Raw genomic sequence first — 16,239 nt, 5'->3', positions numbered from 1 at the left:
CTATTTTATACAGTTCAGCGATAGTGCTTCGCAAGAATCAGAATGATGAAGCCGTGCACGTTTCCTACAATCCATCAATCGGGATGCGCGAATGAAATCGCCAGAGTCCAATGCGCCGCAGGTAAGCCAGCACGAGTTGCAGGCCATGGCCTATAGCGATCCGTTGACGGGTCTGGGAAACCGCTATCGGCTTCGCGACAAGGTCCGCATGCTGGCCGCAGAGCGGGCAAGCGACCCGGCACCCTTTACGATCGGCGTTGCGAATATTGACGGTTTCAAGCCGATCAACGATCTCTTCGGCATGCAGGCGGGCGATGAGATCCTGTGTCAGGTGGCGCATCGTCTCAAGGCCTGTGTGCCTGATGGTGCGATTGTCACCCGCCATGACGGTGATGAGTTCGCTTTCGTGCTGCCGCTCGTGTTTGAGCGCACCGGTGCAGAGCGCGTCGGCCAGATGATCAAGGACGTGCTGTCTGCACCCTATGATCTGGGAGACAGAAACGTTCGCCTGTCCTCTTCCTTCGGTTTTGCGATCTACCCATTTGCAGGCGATGACTTCGAGGATTTGCTGAAGAGCGCAGAAACGGCACTTTACCGTTCCAAGCGTCGCGGCAGAGGTCAGATCACGGTCTATTCGCGCGAAATCGCTCAGGAAATGAAAAGTGCCACGCAACTCGAACAGGCATTGAGACACGCGATCATCACTGATTCCGTCGATGTGCATTTCCAGCCCATCGTCCGTCTGACGGATGCGACGGTGATTGGTTTCGAGGCTTTGGCGCGCTGGAACGATCCCGATCTCGGCTTTGTCTCTCCTGCCGTGTTCGTTCCGCTGGCGGAAGAGCGCGGTTTCATCGACGCACTGTCGGAAATGCTGCTTCGTAAGGCAGCTGAAGCTGCGCTGTCCTGGCCACGGGAGCTTTTTCTGTCCTTCAACCTGTCTTCGGCACAGTTGATGGATCCGGGTACGGCTGCGAATATTTTGTCCATCCTACGGCGGGTCGGGCTCGATCCACGTCGTGTGGAGCTGGAGATTACCGAGACGGCGGTCATGACATCGGCTGATACGGCGCAACGCATTCTCACCGAACTGCAGAATGCCGGTATTCGAATTTCACTCGATGACTTCGGAACGGGACAGTCTAGTCTTGGGCGGCTCCGTGACTTCTCCTTCGATAAGGTCAAGATCGACCGCGCCTTCGTGTCGCGCATCAGCACGGATCGTCCATCCGAACATATCATCAAGGCCATCGTCGCGATGTGCGATGGCCTTGATCTCGAGGTGGTGGCAGAGGGTATCGAAGAAAAGAGCGAGGCTGAGAAGTTGCGCAGCCTGGGCTGCGCCATGGGGCAGGGCTATTTTTACGGTCGCCCGGTCGATGCCGCCGCGACCCATCGCTACCTGCAGGAAAATTACCGCGACATGGCGTCGGTCAGCCGTTCGACCTGATCGCGATCCTTGCAACGGTTTAAAGGATCGCGATTGTCAGCCTTTGGGCTTGCCGGTTGAGGTATCAAGCCTTGTAGGCGTGGTCCAACATGCCGTTGACCTCGATACCGAGATCGAAGGTGGCACCGAAGAGCGGATTGGCCTTGATGGTCGCGTCGTCCAGCCCTTCACAGGCCGATGTCACGCCGATACGATTGGCCGATGCGCCGAAGAACACGGGGCAGGTCGTCTGCTTGGCGGGCACCTTGTAGCGCGCGACATGCCGCCCATCGGCGGAATAGCGATCCACGGCACCCATACCCCAGCGCGCATTCCAGATATTGCCATCGGCATCGCAGACAGCCCCATCGATTCCGCCGTCTTTTCCGGCCTGATCGACGAAAACCTCGGCTTTGGCTGTTGGTAGTCCCGTGTCGGGGTCGAGAGCAACGCGCATCAGCCGGTTCGCGCGCGTGTCGACATAGAAGCCGGTTGCTCCATCTGGTGAAAAGCACATGGCATTGGTGATGCTGATGTTTTCGAACAATGTCGTCACGACGCCTTTGGCGACGTGATAAATGGCGCCTGCACCGTCCTCGGCTTTCTTGCCCATGGTGCCGATCCACAGCGCGCCGCTCTGATGCACGCGCCCGTCATTGGAGCGATTGCCTGGCTTGCCCGGTTCGAAATCCGCATGCAGGAAGAGATCGCCGGTTGCGCGGTCCCGAATGAACAGACCTTCGTCCGATGCCAGCAACTGCTTTTTGTCGTCGATGCGTGCCACCACGCTTGCCATGAAGGGCAGGGCGTGAACCGTTTTGGTCTGTGTGCCCAGATCCAGTTCGTGCAATTCCTTGCCCAGTATGTTCAGCCAGCACAAGGTGTTGGTGATGGGATCGAAACTTGGACCTTCGCCCAGCATCATCTGTGCCGGGTCGAGAACCTTACCTGCAAATTCGTGGATTTCGGCCATGGTTCATGCTCCCATTGCTGCATCATAGGCGGTGACGGTGGCAATCGCACGTTCCCGCACGCCGCCTGCCGTCATTCCAGGCTTGTAGAGGCTGGTGCCAAGACCGAAGGCCGTGATCCCGGTGCTTGTGTAGTCGGTGAAATTCTTGTCGGACACACCGCCGACTGCCGCCACCAGCGTGTCATTCGGCAGAATGGCACGGATGGCGTTGATGCCAGATGGGCCAAGCACGCTGGCGGGGAAGAATTTCAAACCTGTCGCACCGGCCTTGAGCGCAAGCAGCGCCTCCGTCGGGGTCAATACGCCCGGCATGGTCACCATGCCTTTGTCGGAGGCGGCCTTGATGACATCGACATCCACATTGGGGCTGACCATCAACCGGCCACCGGCCGCATCGAGTTTCGCCACGTCGTCCACGGTCAAGACAGTGCCAGCCCCAATGAGTGCATCGGCGGGCGCAAGCTTTGCCGCAATTTCGATGGAGCGGAAGGCGTCGGGAGAATTAAGCGGAATTTCGATGGCGCGCAGGCCGCTTTCGAGAAGCGCCGTGACGACGCTTTCGCTTTCTTCAGGTCGGATGCCGCGAAGAATTGCGACCAGAGGGTACTTCATTTGAGGGAAGGGGATGCGTGTCATGATGACTTCCTTAGTGCCAAATGGCGTTTGCGGCTGTGATAAGTCCGCGGCGAACCGCCTCATCGGCGTCGATGGTGACGTAATCCATGGAAAGTGCTGCGAATGCTGCCTTGTAGAGTTCGCCGAGAGAACCGGACGCAATCAAAACCACCTTTGCGGCTTTCGCAGCATTGGCGTGCGCGCCGGCAATCTCAAGCCCGATCATCGTGCCGGAAAGCTTGGCTTTGGCATCGGTGGCGGACAGGCCATGCAGCAATTGTCCCGAGCGCACCGTAAACAGCCGGTTCGTCGCCATATGCGGGTTGGCATAGCTGTCGGTCACAGCATCGCGGAAGGCAGGCAGATCGCCGGTAAAGGCGTCCGCGTTGGCAACCGCATGCGAGAGGATGGAATGTTTGGAAATAACGTCGAACAGCTCTCCGGTCATGAAGGTCGAAAATCCGGTTACTTTCATATCGCGGACATTGACCCATTTTGAATGGGTTCCGGGCATGCAAACAAGCTGTTCGCCGGTTTCATAGTCGGCGGAAAGCGCGCCCAGCAACTGGGTTTCCTCACCGCGCATCACATCCGGCGTTTGCGCGGACCGCTGGGCGAGCCCCGGCAGAATGCGAACGTCGCTCGCTTCGCCCGACACAGTAACCGCGCCCTTCAGGACATCCTTGAGATCGGCGGGAACATCCACGTAACCGGCTTCGACCCAGCCCTGTCGCGCACCCGCCATGCCGCAAATGATCACCGGCAATCCCGATGGCGCAGACAGCGCCGAAAGATGCGAGGCGAGGACCTTGGAAAAACCTGCCTGCATCGCCGTGGTCATGCCTTCGGAACTGCGTCTTTCGCCCAGAATTTCGCCGGATCTGCTGATCAGCCAAAGCCGGAAACTGGTCGTACCCCAGTCCACGGCAACGAATGCGGCATCGGACATTACAATAGACCTCCATCGATGATGATTGTTTGCGCCGTCATGGCGGCGGATGCGGAAGAGGCCAGAAAGAGGCAGGGTCCCACAAGATCTTCCGCAGTCAGCGCACGTTTAAGACATTGGCGGGCGACAGTTTGCGAAATCGAATCGTCCGTCAGCCAAAGCTGCTTCTGTCTCTCCGTGACGATCATTCCCGGTAGAACGGCATTCACGCGAATATCTTCGCGGCCCAGTCGACCGGCAAGGCTCTTGGTCAGTCCCACGATACCGGCCTTTGCGGCGGTATAGGCCGGCAATTCGCCCATATTCAGAAGATAAGAAATCGACGAGAAATTGATGATAGATGCACCCCGCGCCTGGCGCAGGTGCGGCAGCGCCGCCTGGGTGACGAAGAAGACGGGCTTCAGATTGACGGCATGATTTTGGTCCCAGTAGTCGCTGGTGACGGTGTCGATGTCGTGCCGGTCGTCCCACGCGGCATTGTTGATCAGAACCTTGATGCCGCCGGTTGCCCCGGCAGCGTCGGCTACGGCTCGTTCCAGTTGCGACTGGTCGCGGAGATCGGCATGGACGAAGGATACTGGATGTCGTGTCCGTAAAGACAGTGTTTCGGCCAGCTTCCGCCCGGCAGCCTCGTTGATGTCGATGAAGGCGACCTTCGCGCCGTGCTCGGCGAAAGCCTCCACAAGCGACGCACCGATACCCGAACCGCCGCCGGTGATGAGAATACCCTCATCTGCAAATTCGGAAAGCTGCTCGGAATTTTTCAGCGTCATGACACCAGACAAGGATTGCAAGTTCCATTATTTGGAACTAAGTTTCATTTGTCGGAATAGTGCCCTTGCCCTCGACCCTATGTCAAGCACGGCATGTGCGCGCGTGGAGAATAATATGGCAGGCGTTGATGACAGGCGGACTGGTGAAAGCACAACAGGCACGCTCGGCAAGGCGATCTCCCTGCTTGAACTTGTGGTCATGTCGCCGCAACCGCCCCGCTTTACAGATATACTGCAGCGGTGTGGCCAGCCACGCGGCAGCCTTCACCGTCAGCTTGCCCACCTTCTCGAAGAAGGTCTGCTCGAGCAGAGGGGCGATCAGACTTATGTCGCGGGTATCCGCCTGTTGACCTTTGCTTCGCAGGCATGGAGCGGAAGCGATATCCGCTCGGTAGCCGTCCCGCACCTGCGGCTTCTGCACGAGAAGACGCAGGAGTCGGTTCACCTTGGCATCTTGCGCGGGGCGGAAATCGTCTATCTCGACAAGCTGGATGGGAAGCACGCCGTGCGCATGCATTCGCAGATTGGTCGCGTCTCCCCGGCCCACTGTACCGGGGTGGGCAAGGCAGCCTTGTCGCTTCTGACGGAAAGCGAACTGGAGGGGGCACTCTTACGCATGGTGTTTCAACCCTACACTGCAAATACCATTACCTCACCCCACCGCCTCAGGCAGGAGGTGGAGGCCATTCGCAAGCAAGGTTACGGCTTCGATCTGGAGGAACACGAAGTCGGAATCCAATGTATTGCGGTTCCTGTTTCTGCCCCGGGAAGGCGTATCCACGCGGCAATTTCAGTTACCGGCCCCGCTTATAGATTGACACGGGAACGACTGGAAAGTTGGTCGGCGCTTATTATTGAGGCAGCGCGAAACATTTCTTGTGAACTAACGGTGCGATTGCCACCATCGCATGAGTAAGAAAACAGAATTTAAGCAATAAAACTTAAAAACAATACTCGGACATCACGCGTGCGATGCACGGGCTGATCAACTTTTGTTTGCAAAAAATTGACGTCTTGATATTCAAGACACAACAATTTTCTGCTACCAATACACTTCATTTCAAGTTCGCCTCGCAAAGAATTTAAAACCTATGTTGAACAGAGACGTCTCTCAGCTTTCCGTCCCCGGCGCAGAAATCGCGCAAGAGGTGGCTGGGCTCAAAACCCAATTCGATATCTTCCGCTTTCTCAAAAAATTGACCGAAGCATGGGGCATGAAAGCCTTCATGGTCGTCCACATTCCGTCCCACATCGCCCTTGAACTTTCTCAATATACGGTCATCACCAATTGGCCTGCGGAACTGCTTCATCAGTATGACCATGAGGGACTCTTGCCGCGCAGCAATGTTCTGCGCGCTTTAAAGCAGTCCTGCGTGCCATTCGTCGTAGACGCCGAATTCGTATCCCGCGGTCAGGACGATGCCATGGCCAAGACCATCACGGAGCTGTTCGGCCGCTTTGATATGGTCCATGCGCTCTGGTGTCCGGTGCAGGACGCGACTGGCCAGCGGGGAGCGATTTCGTTTCACGGCAACAAATCCGATTTCACGCCGAGATTCGTGGCCGAGATCGCCTATGTATCGGCTCATGTGTTCAGCCACCTTGCCTATGTTCGCAGCCTCGATGCGCGTGTTCCGGGTACGCTCACGGATCGTGAGATCGACTGTCTGAACTGGACGGCGGCAGGAAAAACCAGCGCGGAAATCGCCGAGATTCTTGCCCTGTCGGAACATACCGTCAATCATTACCTAAACCGGGCCACCAAGAAGCTCGATACGGTCAACCGAACGCAGGCCGTGGCAAAGGCATTGCGCGTAGGGCTAATAAAATAGGAATATTTTCGATTTTTCGATTGTTATATGTGCCAACGTGCGCAATTCTCATAGGTGCTGGCGGCAGAGGAGATTCGTTTGGCAGCTTCGAGAAGCTTCAAGGCCGGATTTTCTCCGACGATTGATTGCGCGGTCCTCGTTGTTGCTGCTGAAAAGGGATTTGCCGCCGACGAGGGCGTCGCCCTAAGCCTGATGAAAAAGCCGTCTGTGCGCGATCTTCTGACCGAATGGCACGCCGGTGACCTACAGGGGCTGCATCTTCCCGCATCCATTCCCGTTGCGGGCGCACTCGGCGTACCCGAACTTCCATCAGACCTTGTCGCGCCCTTTGTGCTGGCAACGGGCGGCGCGGCATTCGTGGTTTCGCAGGAACTGCACGATGATCTGGCCGAGCAGGGGATGAAGGTTCCCGATCCCGGCACACTTGCCCGCGCTGTGTCCCGCGTCGCAGCCTCGCGGCAGGCCGCGCAGTTAAAGCCACTGGTTCTTGCCGTGGAGCATCTCCTGTCGGTTTCGATGTTCGAACTGCGCTACCTGCTGGACAGTGCACACCTGAAAAACGGACGCGACGTCACGCTTGTCGAAATGCCGCCTGCGGACATGCCGCACAAGCTTGAAGCGGGTGAGATCGATGGATTTTACGGGGCCGAACCCTATGGGAGCGCCGCTGTCCTGCATGGTACTGCGCGCATTGCGACCACCAAGATGCATATCTGGCAAAACGCGCCTGAGAAGGTGCTGTCGGTGTCTCGCGATTGGGCGGACGCCGAGCCTGCCACGTTGGAAGCGCTGCTGCGTGCGCTCTACAGGGCAGGAGAATGGTGCTCCAGCCATGCCAATATAGAGGAACTGGCAGGCATTCTTTCATCGCCTCACTATCTGGCGGTGGAGGGCGATCTGATTTTGCCCGCGTTGACCGGCTATATTCCGCACTCGCCCGCCCGCCTGCTCGAATGCCACGGCTTTTTTTCCACGAGCAGCAAGGCCGCGAATTTTCCGTGGCAGAGTCAGGCTTTGTGGTTTTTCAGCCAGATGCTGCGCTGGCAGGACTGCCCGCCGGAGTTCGCGACGGATGCAAAGGCTTATGAAGCCGCCTGCGAAGCTTTTCGTCCCGATATCTTCCGCAAGGCGGTCAAGCCGATCTTCGCGCCCGTTCCATCAGCCAACATGAAGCTGGAGGGCACGTTGCAGGTGCCCGTTCACGTCGGCGCCTCCCGCTCCGGCCTTGTTCTCGGCCCTGACACATTCTTTGACGGACGCATCTTCGATCCGGAGAAGTTCGACGCTGGCCTAGATACCTGACGCCAAAAGCGTCCGCCGGTCGCTGAAGCGTAGGGCGTTGCGCTTTATCATTGGCGAAACCGCAGCACTTGGGTATGGAGTGGCTGTGGATGAAGCGCAATGGAAACAGACATGACACAGGCCGACAGGAAGCAGATCGAGCGGGCACTCGAAAGCGTCGTCTATCCGGGCAGCGATAAAGGCATCGTCGCGCTGGGCATGGTGTCGGAAATTTTCATTGCAGATGGCAAGGCCTTTTTTTCCATAACCGTTCCGGCAGAGAAAGCCGATGATATGGAGCCGCTGCGGCTTGCCGCTGAAAAGGCAGCCCTCTCCGTGCCGGGCGTAAAATCGGCCATGGTCGCGCTGACGGCAGATCGCAAACCCGGCTCCGCTCCGGCTGCGCGCTCCGGCTCTGCCTCAAAGCCGCAGCCATCGACGGCGTCGTCCGGTCAGCCATCACGCAGCAAGGCGGGCGTACCCGGCATTGGCGCCATCATCGCCGTGGCATCTGGCAAGGGCGGCGTCGGTAAGTCCACCACCGCCGTCAATCTTGCATTAGGCCTTCAGACGTTGGGCCTGCGCGTCGGCATACTGGATGCGGATATTTACGGCCCCTCGCTGCCGCGATTGCTGAAGCTGTCCGGTCGCCCGCAGCAGGGCGAAGGCCGCACCATTATTCCTATGGAAAATTACGGCCTCAAGGTCATGTCCATGGGCTTTCTGGTGGATGAGGAAGCCGCGATGATCTGGCGAGGTCCCATGGTGCAATCGGCGCTGATGCAGATGCTGCGCGAAGTGGCGTGGGGCGAGCTGGATGTGCTGGTCCTGGATATGCCGCCCGGCACCGGGGACGCGCAGTTGACCATCGCCCAGCAGGTGCCGCTGGCAGGCGCCGTCATCGTCTCGACACCGCAGGACCTCGCGTTGATCGATGCCCGCAAGGGGATCACAATGTTCAGGAAGGTCGAAGTGCCCTTGCTGGGTGTCATCGAAAATATGAGCTATTTCATCGCGCCGGACACCGGTGCACGCTACGATATTTTCGGCCATGGCGGTGCCAAGGCAGAAGCGGAACGGATCGGTGTTCCCTTCCTCGGTGAAGTGCCGTTGACGATCTCCATCCGGGAGTTATCGGATGCCGGAACCCCCGTGGTCGTGGCCGAGCCAGATGGCCCGCAGGCGCTGATCTACCGCGAGATCGCACAGGGCGTCTGGAACCAGATCGGAGCGGGTCTACGCAAACCGGCACCGCGCATTGTTTTCGATTAGGAGCCGCAATCGATGCACCTTACGCATAGCACTCGTTCTTTCGTACGGCTTGACACTGCCGCGTTTAAGTAGTGTTGCCGGACACATTTCTGGTTTAGCGGGAAGAATGTCAGATGTACGAACTATGACCAAGCCGTTGATAAAGAATGTTTATTATTGCATATAGGATTGGCCTCGTCAGACTTTTCCAACGCAAAGATGCGCCCGGTGCCCCGTCTTTCGGTCCTTTGATGTGACGGGACCGTGAAAAATACTCCTTGATTCTTGTGGGCATAAAGAGCATACGCCGCGCCGTTTGATCCGCCGTCCATTCTGGACGTTTGCGGAAGCCACACATGATGTGTTAGAGCAGCTTTCCGGCACTTGTCGGTGTGCTGACCGGAGAAACTGATTGATCAAAGCCTATCGCTCGAATTGCGAGGCAATCAGCCTGTCGGCGGACCCAGAGGTCCTGCAGATTTCGGATGATATTGTCTGGATCGACCTGATCAACCCGGAGCGGGCCGAGGAAATACATGTCGAGAAGCTGCTCGGCGTGGAGTTGCCCACGCGCGAAGATTTGAAGGACATCGAGCCGTCCAGCCGCCTCTATATGGAAGACGGCAATGTCTTCATGACGGGCTCTCTGGTCTGGAACGCCGACTCGACCGATCCGCGCCTGACCGACGTTGCTTTTATTCTGGCGGGAAAACGGCTGGTCACCATTCGTTACGCGGAGCCGAAATCCTTCAACCTCTTCATCGCCGCCATTACCCGCGTGCCGCATGAAATGCGAAGCGGCACCGCGCTGCTGTTGAAACTTCTCGAAACCATCGTGGACCGCACGGCGGAAATTCTCGAAAATTCGGTGATCCGCATCGATATGGTCGCCGCCGGTATTTTCGGGGAACAGGCGCGCAGTAAGCGCAAGGCTCCACGCTATCTGGAAGACAAGCTTGCCGATATCTCCGGGTATCACCGGCTGATTTCCAAAGTTCGCGACAGCCTCGCCTCGCTTGCCCGTCTGCAGTCGTTTCTGCAGGCAACCCCGAATGTCCAGCAGGACAAGGAAGCCAAGGAAATGGGGCGCTCCATCGGCCGGGACATTCAGTCCCTGTCGGAGCATGCCTCCTTTATATCAGGCAATCTCACCTTCCTGCTGGATGCGTCGCTCGGCATCATCAATGTTGAGCAGAACGCCATCATCAAGATTTTCTCCATCGCGTCGGTCGTCTTTTTACCGCCAACGCTGGTGGCCTCCGTTTACGGAATGAACTTTCAGGTCATGCCGGAGTTGCAATGGTCCTACGGGTACCCATTGGCAGTTTTCATCATGCTCATATCGGCCATCATTCCGTTCATCATTTTCCGTTGGAAGGGCTGGCTCTAACCGGTCAGAAACACCATGTCTCATGCCTTGGATAAGGAAAGCCACGACAAGCCGGAAGCGGGTGATCACCGTCTGAAGGGTCTGTTTGCGGCAATGCTGGGTTCGATCGGCGTCGTCTATGGCGATATCGGCACCAGCCCGCTCTATGCTTTTCGGGAAGCGCTGAAGCCCATCTCGCACGACGGTCTGACGGAAGCGGAGGTCATCGGCCTCATTTCCCTGATGATCTGGTCGCTGACCATTATCGTCACCATCAAATACATCTGTTTTCTGCTGCGTGCGGACAATGATGGCGAAGGCGGCACGCTGTCGCTTCTGGCGCTGCTTATGAAAAAAGCCGGCAACAAGCGCGGCTTCCTCATCATGCTGGGTTTGATCGGTGCGGCGCTGTTCCTCGGCGACGCCATGATTACGCCAGCGCTGTCGGTGCTGTCAGCGGTCGAAGGTCTCAAACTCGTCACGCCGCAGATGGATGAGTTCATCATTCCCATATCCGTGGGCATTCTGGTCGGGCTTTTTGCCATCCAGTCCCATGGAACGGAGGTCGTTGCCAAGTTCTTCGGTCCGATTACGGCTGTCTGGTTTCTGGTCATGGGCTTTGTCGGACTGATCCATATTTCCGACGACTACAGCATTCTCTATTCCTTCAATCCTTACCACGCCGTCGAGTTTCTGCTGGCCGAAGGCTTTTACGGCATTGTCGTTCTTGGTGCGGTGTTCCTCACCATCACCGGCGCCGAAGCCCTCTATGCGGATTTGGGCCATTTTGGCCGCAAACCCATCCAGTGGGCATGGTTTGTGTTGGTGTTCCCGGCGTTGACACTGAACTATCTTGGGCAGGGCGCTCTGGTTCTCAAAGACCAGGCTGCGATGTCCAACCCATTCTACCTGATGTTCCCGCAATGGGCCTTGCTGCCTGCGGTCATTCTGGCAACGGCGGCCACCATCATCGCGAGTCAGGCAGTCATAACAGGTGCCTTCTCGCTGGTCCGTCAGGCCATCCACCTCGGCTATCTGCCGCGCATGGAAATTCTCTTCACGTCTGAAACCAACACCGGGCAGATTTATCTTCCTTCGGTCAACACTATCCTGCTGTTCGGGGTCGTCGCTCTGGTGTTGACCTTCAAGAGCTCGGACGCACTGGCAACGGCCTATGGCATCTCGGTCACGGGTGCGATGGTCGTCACCAGCCTGCTGTTCTTCCAGTTCGCCCGCAGCCATTGGAAGTGGTCGCGCACCGTCGCTGCACTGGTTATCTTCCCCTTCATCTCGCTCGAGCTGATCTTCCTTGGCGCAAACCTGCTGAAGATTCATGATGGCGGCTATGTGCCGGTGCTGCTGGCCGTGGCTTTCGTCATCATCATGACGACGTGGCAGCGCGGATCGAAAATCCTGTTTGCCAAGACCCGCCGCACCGATGTTCCGCTGAAAGCATTCGTGTCATCGGTCGAAAAGGAAAGCGCCCATGCGCCGGTCCGCATTCCCGGCACGGCAATCTTTTTGACCGGCGATCCTGAAACTGCACCGGCTGCGCTGCTGCATAATCTCAAACACAATCACGTCCTGCACGACAAGAACGTCATCCTGACCATCCGCACGGAAGACACGCCACGTGTCCATCCGGACAAACGCTACACGATCACCAAGGTCAGCGAACGCTTCGTCGTCGTCGAACTGCATTTCGGCTTCATGGAGACGCAGAACGTCACGCAGGCCTTGGGTTATCTGCGCCGCACCGGCTACAAGTTCGATATCATGTCGACGTCGTTCTATCTGGGTCGCCGCAAACTGGTGCCAGACCCGAAGTCGGGTATGCCCGGCTGGCAGAACAGGCTGTTCATAGCGCTTGCCGAAACGGCAGCCGACCCCTCGGATTATTTCCGGTTGCCTGCCAACCGCGTGGTCGAACTCGGCTCCCACGTCGTGATCTGACGCAGACTGTCTTCTTATATGCAACGTTCGAACGCCACCCCGACAGTCCGGGGTGGCGTTTTTGCGTCGGCACACGTTAACGTGAAACCCCGCTTGAGCAGGGCGTTAACCAAGCATCAAGGTTAATGAGTGATTATCCAGACCTGTAGCAGTGAGTTGCGTTGTGTCCGGAGTGCTGGTTTTGCGTTCAAAGAAAGTATCGCGTCGCGGTTTCTTCTTCTCATGTGAGAAATGGACATCGCCTGTCGTTTTCGGTCTGGCCGCCTGGCTTGCCCTCCCGTCCATCGCCGCCCGCGCCGATCTGGCCTCGCTGCTCGCCGGTCTGGATGCCGGGGGAGAACAATGGCGAATGGTCCTGACCAACTCACCTGCGGGCTCCGTTCACAATGCCTCGCTGGCTTTCAACGAAGCCGCTCCTGCATCTGCCCTTACCGGCTCTGGCATGATCACGCCCGATGGCCGCAAGGTCGCCTTCGTCACGTCAAAGAGCGGCAAGGAAACGACGCCCGATAGCGACCGCGTCAATCGCGGCGCCAAGAAGGGCAGGGTGGTCGCCACAGAAATGATGCAGCCGCCGAAGGCCTTTACTGCGGGCTCCGTTCTACAGCGCACCAGCATGCTGGATATAGAGCCGCTGAAACGGAAGGACCGCACCGCCTTCGTCAAGCAGAGGAAAGAAAAGGACATCGAGCTGGCGTCCTTTTATTTCCGCCGCGATGAGACGAAGAACGAACAGAACGTCTCGCCCATGGTCGCAGCGCTGATCAACAACCGTACGCCGGATGTTCTGGCCACCGCTTATGCCCCGGCAAAACCGGACTTCGCCCGCGAATCGCCCTTCGATGCCATCCTGAAAAAGCCCGAAACGGGCCGCTTCATTCCCAATATCGCCTCCGACGACCACGCCTGGGCCGCGACCCCGCTTCCGGCAGAGGTGTTTTCCGCAGCCGAACAGCAGTGCCTCGCATCCGGCATCTATTTCGAAGCGCGTGGCGAATCGGTCAAGGGCCAGGCTGCCGTCGCGCAGGTCATCCTCAACCGCGTGCGCAATCCCGCCTATCCGAAAACCATCTGTGGCGTGGTTTATCAGAACAAGGATTGGCGCAATCGCTGCCAGTTTTCCTTCGCCTGCGACAATATAAAGGATCGCATCAACTCCGAGCGTCACTGGAAGATGGCCCGTGAAGTGGCCATGGCGACCACGGCAGGCAAGATCTGGCTCACCGAAGTCGGCTCCGCCACCCACTACCATGCGGTCTATGTGCGCCCTGCCTGGGGCAAATCGATGAAAAAGGTCGGCAGAATCGGTCTTCACGTCTTCTACCGGACCTATGGCGGTGGCTGGAGCTAAGATTGCGGGCTTTTTACCGGGATAACGTCACGAAAATTGCCGATTCCGGGCAACATTGACGCCACAAATTCGCGAATATGAAGTAAGTTATTGTTTTGTATCGATAAATTTGTATTCCATGAAGCGCAGCCGGTGCCTTGACTAGCGAAGTCCCTAAAACTATGTTGCGCGCGACTTCAGAGCGGGCTGGAACAGGCTTGAAGCCCTGCCGTTTACAACTCCAAAGAGTTCTGGCAATGCCAGTATGGAGACAAAGGGTGGGGATTTGACGATGACCGGCAACCGTAACGATAGTCTGGATGAGCGCCGCAAGCGCCTGGCCGATGAGTTGGCAAAGGTGAAGACGGAGGACGACGCGGAGGCGCGGACGGAGCAGAACGCAGCGGAAAGCCGAAAAGGCTTTGCAATGGCGATAAAGCTTTCTTCCGAATTCATTTCCGCAGTGATCGTCGGCGCGATGCTGGGTTATCTTCTGGACCATTTTGCTGGCACGTCGCCGTGGGGGATGATCGTTCTTCTTCTTCTCGGTTTCTGTGCGGGCGTGCTGAACGTCCTGCGTTCCGCTGGGGTGGTGGCCAAGCCGCCGCTTCTGGAAGCTGGACTGGGGAAAGACAAGGGTGGAGAGCAGGGCGACTGATCGCTCCTTTCCATAGACAGTTAAGTGCCGTCACGCGCGGCAAAGGTAAAGAGGGCAGCCGGTGGCAAACGATCCGACGCATCAGTTCATTGTACAGCCGATCATCCCGATTGAGATCGGTGGCGTGGATTTTTCGTTCACCAACGCGTCTCTGTTCATGGTTGCCACTGTCGCTGCCGCCTCGGGTTTTCTCTATTTCGCAACGTCGAACCGCGGTCTGATTCCGACCCGCATGCAGTCGGTTGCCGAAATGTCCTATGAGTTCATCGCCTCCATGCTGCGCGAAGGTGCGGGCAAGAAAGGAATGGTCTTCTTTCCATTCGTTTTCTCGCTGTTCATGTTCGTCTTGACGGCAAACCTTCTGGGCATGTTCCCTTACTTCTTCACAGTGACGAGCCAGATCATCGTGACCTTCGCACTGTCGTGCCTCGTCATCGGTACGGTCGTTGTTTACGGTTTCTACAAGCACGGTCTGCACTTTCTCGGCATCTTTGCGCCGCAGGGTGTTCCAGCGGTTCTTCTGCCGCTTGTGTCTTCGATTGAAATCATCTCCTTCCTGTCGCGTCCGATCAGCCTTTCCGTTCGTCTCTTTGCGAACATGCTGGCCGGTCACATCACGCTGAAGGTCTTTTCGGGCTTCGTCGCCTCCATGGGTGCGCTTGGCGCGCTCGGCATTGGTGGCGCAATCCTGCCCCTCATCATGACGGTCGCAATGACCGGTCTGGAATTTCTCGTCGCCTTCCTGCAGGCATACGTCTTCGCGGTACTGACTTGCATGTACCTGAACGACGCCGTGCATGGCGGTCACTGAGAAGTAAAGTCGCTGGCCCCGGAACCGGGTGTCAAAAATAGCCGCAACAACCCATTCTAAGGAGCTTAACATGGAAGCGGAAGCAGCAAAGTACATCGGCGCAGGTCTCGCATGCCTCGGCATGGCTGGCACGTCCCTCGCTCTCGGCCGTATCTTCGGCGATTTCTTGTCGGGCGCACTGCGCAACCCGTCTGCCGCTGACAGCCAGTTCGGCCGTCTGGTATTCGGCTTCGCCGTTACGGAAGCTCTGGGCATCTTCTCGCTGCTCGTAGCTCTCCTTCTCCTGTTCGCTGTCTAATATCGGCATCAGGTATGGATCACGGCTCGCCAAGCGTGCCGTGATCCTTCGCATTTGCACTACCCCTGGAGGTGAGCATGTTCGTGACCGAGGCTTTGGCCCAGTCAGCACCGGCGACAAGTGAAACGAATACCGGAACTCCGGCTGTCGGTCAGACCGCTCCGGAAGCAACGCATACGGAAACGGGAGTGGCACATGATGCCGGTCACGCATCCGCAGTGTTTCCGCCGTTCGATCAGTCCACTTACGCATCCCAGCTTCTTTGGCTGGCCATTTCGTTCGGCCTTTTCTACGTGCTCATGAAGAAGGTCATCGTGCCGCGCGTCGGTGGAATTCTCGAAGACCGCCACGGCCGTATCGCACAGGACCTCGATGAAGCATCCCGGCTGAAGGCCGAGGCAGATGCCGCCATCGAAACCTATGAAAAAGAATTGAGCGCCGCTCGCGCCAAGGCCGGCTCCATTGCCGCTGCCGCCCGCGAAGCTGCGAAAATCAAGGCAGATGCAGATCGTGCCGCAATCGAAGCTGATCTCGCCCAAAAGGTCGCAGCAGCGGAAGCGCACATCCAGACCATCAAGCAGCAGGCCTTTGCCGATGTCGGCACCATTGCCGAGGAAACCGCGACCGCAATCGTCGATCAGCTGATCGGCACCAAGGTCAAGGAAGCGGATGCAAAGGCAGCCGTTTCAGCTGCATCTGCAGTGAAGGGAGCTTGAT

15 protein-coding genes and 1 pseudogene are annotated in these 16,239 nt (G+C 57.6%); 12 read left to right on the top strand and 4 right to left on the bottom strand.

Annotated elements, in window-relative coordinates; genetic code table 11:
- Positions 1–91: 91 nt before the first annotated feature.
- Complete coding sequence (locus ASF29_RS11245) at positions 92–1,450, top strand: EAL domain-containing protein (protein WP_062450782.1); 1,359 nt, start codon at positions 92–94, stop codon at positions 1,448–1,450.
- A 64-nt stretch (positions 1,451–1,514) separates the two neighbouring features.
- Here ASF29_RS11245 and ASF29_RS11240 read toward each other — a convergent pair whose 3' ends face one another.
- The 4 genes from ASF29_RS11240 to ASF29_RS11225 are packed head-to-tail and all read right to left on the bottom strand — an operon-like array spanning position 1,515 to position 4,739.
- Positions 1,515–2,402 carry an SMP-30/gluconolactonase/LRE family protein gene (locus tag ASF29_RS11240; protein WP_062450781.1) on the bottom strand — a complete coding sequence of 296 codons (888 nt, stop codon included), beginning with the start codon at positions 2,400–2,402 and terminating at the stop codon, positions 1,515–1,517.
- Positions 2,403–2,405: 3 nt separating this feature from the next.
- Positions 2,406–3,038, bottom strand: a complete 633-nt coding sequence (locus tag ASF29_RS11235; RefSeq protein WP_062450780.1) for a 2-dehydro-3-deoxy-6-phosphogalactonate aldolase — start codon at positions 3,036–3,038, stop codon at positions 2,406–2,408.
- 10 nt (positions 3,039–3,048) lie between these two features.
- Positions 3,049–3,966 (bottom strand): 2-dehydro-3-deoxygalactonokinase, encoded by a 918-nt coding sequence (locus ASF29_RS11230; RefSeq protein ID WP_062450779.1) that lies wholly within the window; start codon positions 3,964–3,966, stop codon positions 3,049–3,051.
- Entirely contained in the window at positions 3,966–4,739 is a 774-nt protein-coding gene (locus ASF29_RS11225) for an SDR family oxidoreductase (protein ID WP_062450778.1), read from the bottom strand. The genes ASF29_RS11230 and ASF29_RS11225 overlap by 1 nt, the downstream gene beginning before the upstream one ends.
- A gap of 115 nt (positions 4,740–4,854) precedes the next feature.
- On the opposite strand from ASF29_RS11225, the gene ASF29_RS11220 reads away from it, so the two are divergent.
- The 11 genes and pseudogenes from ASF29_RS11220 (at position 4,855) to ASF29_RS11170 (ending at position 16,238) form a co-directional block, all read left to right on the top strand.
- Entirely contained in the window at positions 4,855–5,655 is an 801-nt protein-coding gene (locus ASF29_RS11220) for an IclR family transcriptional regulator (protein WP_062450777.1), read from the top strand.
- Positions 5,656–5,830: 175 nt separating this feature from the next.
- Entirely contained in the window at positions 5,831–6,571 is a 741-nt protein-coding gene (locus ASF29_RS11215) for a LuxR family transcriptional regulator (RefSeq protein ID WP_062450776.1), read from the top strand.
- A 78-nt stretch (positions 6,572–6,649) separates the two neighbouring features.
- The gene (locus ASF29_RS11210; protein ID WP_062450775.1) at positions 6,650–7,873 is read left to right on the top strand and encodes a CmpA/NrtA family ABC transporter substrate-binding protein; all 1,224 of its coding nucleotides are present in this window, start codon (positions 6,650–6,652) and stop codon (positions 7,871–7,873) included.
- A 111-nt stretch (positions 7,874–7,984) separates the two neighbouring features.
- Complete coding sequence (locus tag ASF29_RS11205; protein WP_062451021.1) at positions 7,985–9,124, top strand: Mrp/NBP35 family ATP-binding protein; 1,140 nt, start codon at positions 7,985–7,987, stop codon at positions 9,122–9,124.
- Positions 9,125–9,515: 391 nt separating this feature from the next.
- Positions 9,516–10,493 (top strand): magnesium transporter CorA family protein, encoded by a 978-nt coding sequence (locus tag ASF29_RS11200; RefSeq protein WP_062450774.1) that lies wholly within the window; start codon positions 9,516–9,518, stop codon positions 10,491–10,493.
- A 96-nt stretch (positions 10,494–10,589) separates the two neighbouring features.
- Positions 10,590–12,425 (top strand): annotated as a pseudogene (locus ASF29_RS11195) (potassium transporter Kup); the annotation flags it as partial.
- Between the two features lie 181 nt (positions 12,426–12,606).
- Positions 12,607–13,776 carry a cell wall hydrolase gene (locus tag ASF29_RS11190; RefSeq protein WP_062450772.1) on the top strand — a complete coding sequence of 390 codons (1,170 nt, stop codon included), beginning with the start codon at positions 12,607–12,609 and terminating at the stop codon, positions 13,774–13,776.
- A 271-nt stretch (positions 13,777–14,047) separates the two neighbouring features.
- Positions 14,048–14,413: an AtpZ/AtpI family protein gene (locus ASF29_RS11185; RefSeq protein ID WP_062451020.1), complete on the top strand. Its 366-nt coding sequence runs from the start codon at positions 14,048–14,050 to the stop codon at positions 14,411–14,413.
- Between the two features lie 61 nt (positions 14,414–14,474).
- On the top strand, positions 14,475–15,224 hold the full coding sequence (locus ASF29_RS11180; RefSeq protein WP_062450771.1) for a F0F1 ATP synthase subunit A: 750 nt from the start codon (positions 14,475–14,477) through the stop codon (positions 15,222–15,224).
- Positions 15,225–15,294: 70 nt separating this feature from the next.
- Positions 15,295–15,522 (top strand): F0F1 ATP synthase subunit C, encoded by a 228-nt coding sequence (locus ASF29_RS11175; RefSeq protein ID WP_027673924.1) that lies wholly within the window; start codon positions 15,295–15,297, stop codon positions 15,520–15,522.
- Between the two features lie 77 nt (positions 15,523–15,599).
- Positions 15,600–16,238 (top strand): F0F1 ATP synthase subunit B, encoded by a 639-nt coding sequence (locus tag ASF29_RS11170; RefSeq protein ID WP_062450770.1) that lies wholly within the window; start codon positions 15,600–15,602, stop codon positions 16,236–16,238.
- Position 16,239 lies beyond the last annotated feature (1 nt).

The organism is Rhizobium sp. Leaf262, assembly GCF_001422245.1.
Taxonomy (GTDB): Bacteria; Pseudomonadota; Alphaproteobacteria; order Rhizobiales; family Rhizobiaceae; genus Agrobacterium.
Note: the sequence above shows the minus strand (reverse complement) of the source record. Positions and strands in the feature narration are given on the sequence as shown.

Coding starts and splice junctions, on each gene's coding strand:
- ASF29_RS11215 (WP_062450776.1), top strand. CDS start 5,831: ATGTTGAACAGAGACGTCTCTCAGCTTTCCGTCCCCGGCGCAGAAATC.
- ASF29_RS11225 (WP_062450778.1), bottom strand. CDS start 4,739: ATGACGCTGAAAAATTCCGAGCAGCTTTCCGAATTTGCAGATGAGGGT.
- ASF29_RS11205 (WP_062451021.1), top strand. CDS start 7,985: ATGACACAGGCCGACAGGAAGCAGATCGAGCGGGCACTCGAAAGCGTC.
- ASF29_RS11220 (WP_062450777.1), top strand. CDS start 4,855: ATGGCAGGCGTTGATGACAGGCGGACTGGTGAAAGCACAACAGGCACG.
- ASF29_RS11175 (WP_027673924.1), top strand. CDS start 15,295: ATGGAAGCGGAAGCAGCAAAGTACATCGGCGCAGGTCTCGCATGCCTC.
- ASF29_RS11185 (WP_062451020.1), top strand. CDS start 14,048: ATGACCGGCAACCGTAACGATAGTCTGGATGAGCGCCGCAAGCGCCTG.
- ASF29_RS11240 (WP_062450781.1), bottom strand. CDS start 2,402: ATGGCCGAAATCCACGAATTTGCAGGTAAGGTTCTCGACCCGGCACAG.
- ASF29_RS11235 (WP_062450780.1), bottom strand. CDS start 3,038: ATGACACGCATCCCCTTCCCTCAAATGAAGTACCCTCTGGTCGCAATT.
- ASF29_RS11230 (WP_062450779.1), bottom strand. CDS start 3,966: ATGTCCGATGCCGCATTCGTTGCCGTGGACTGGGGTACGACCAGTTTC.
- ASF29_RS11170 (WP_062450770.1), top strand. CDS start 15,600: ATGTTCGTGACCGAGGCTTTGGCCCAGTCAGCACCGGCGACAAGTGAA.
- ASF29_RS11245 (WP_062450782.1), top strand. CDS start 92: ATGAAATCGCCAGAGTCCAATGCGCCGCAGGTAAGCCAGCACGAGTTG.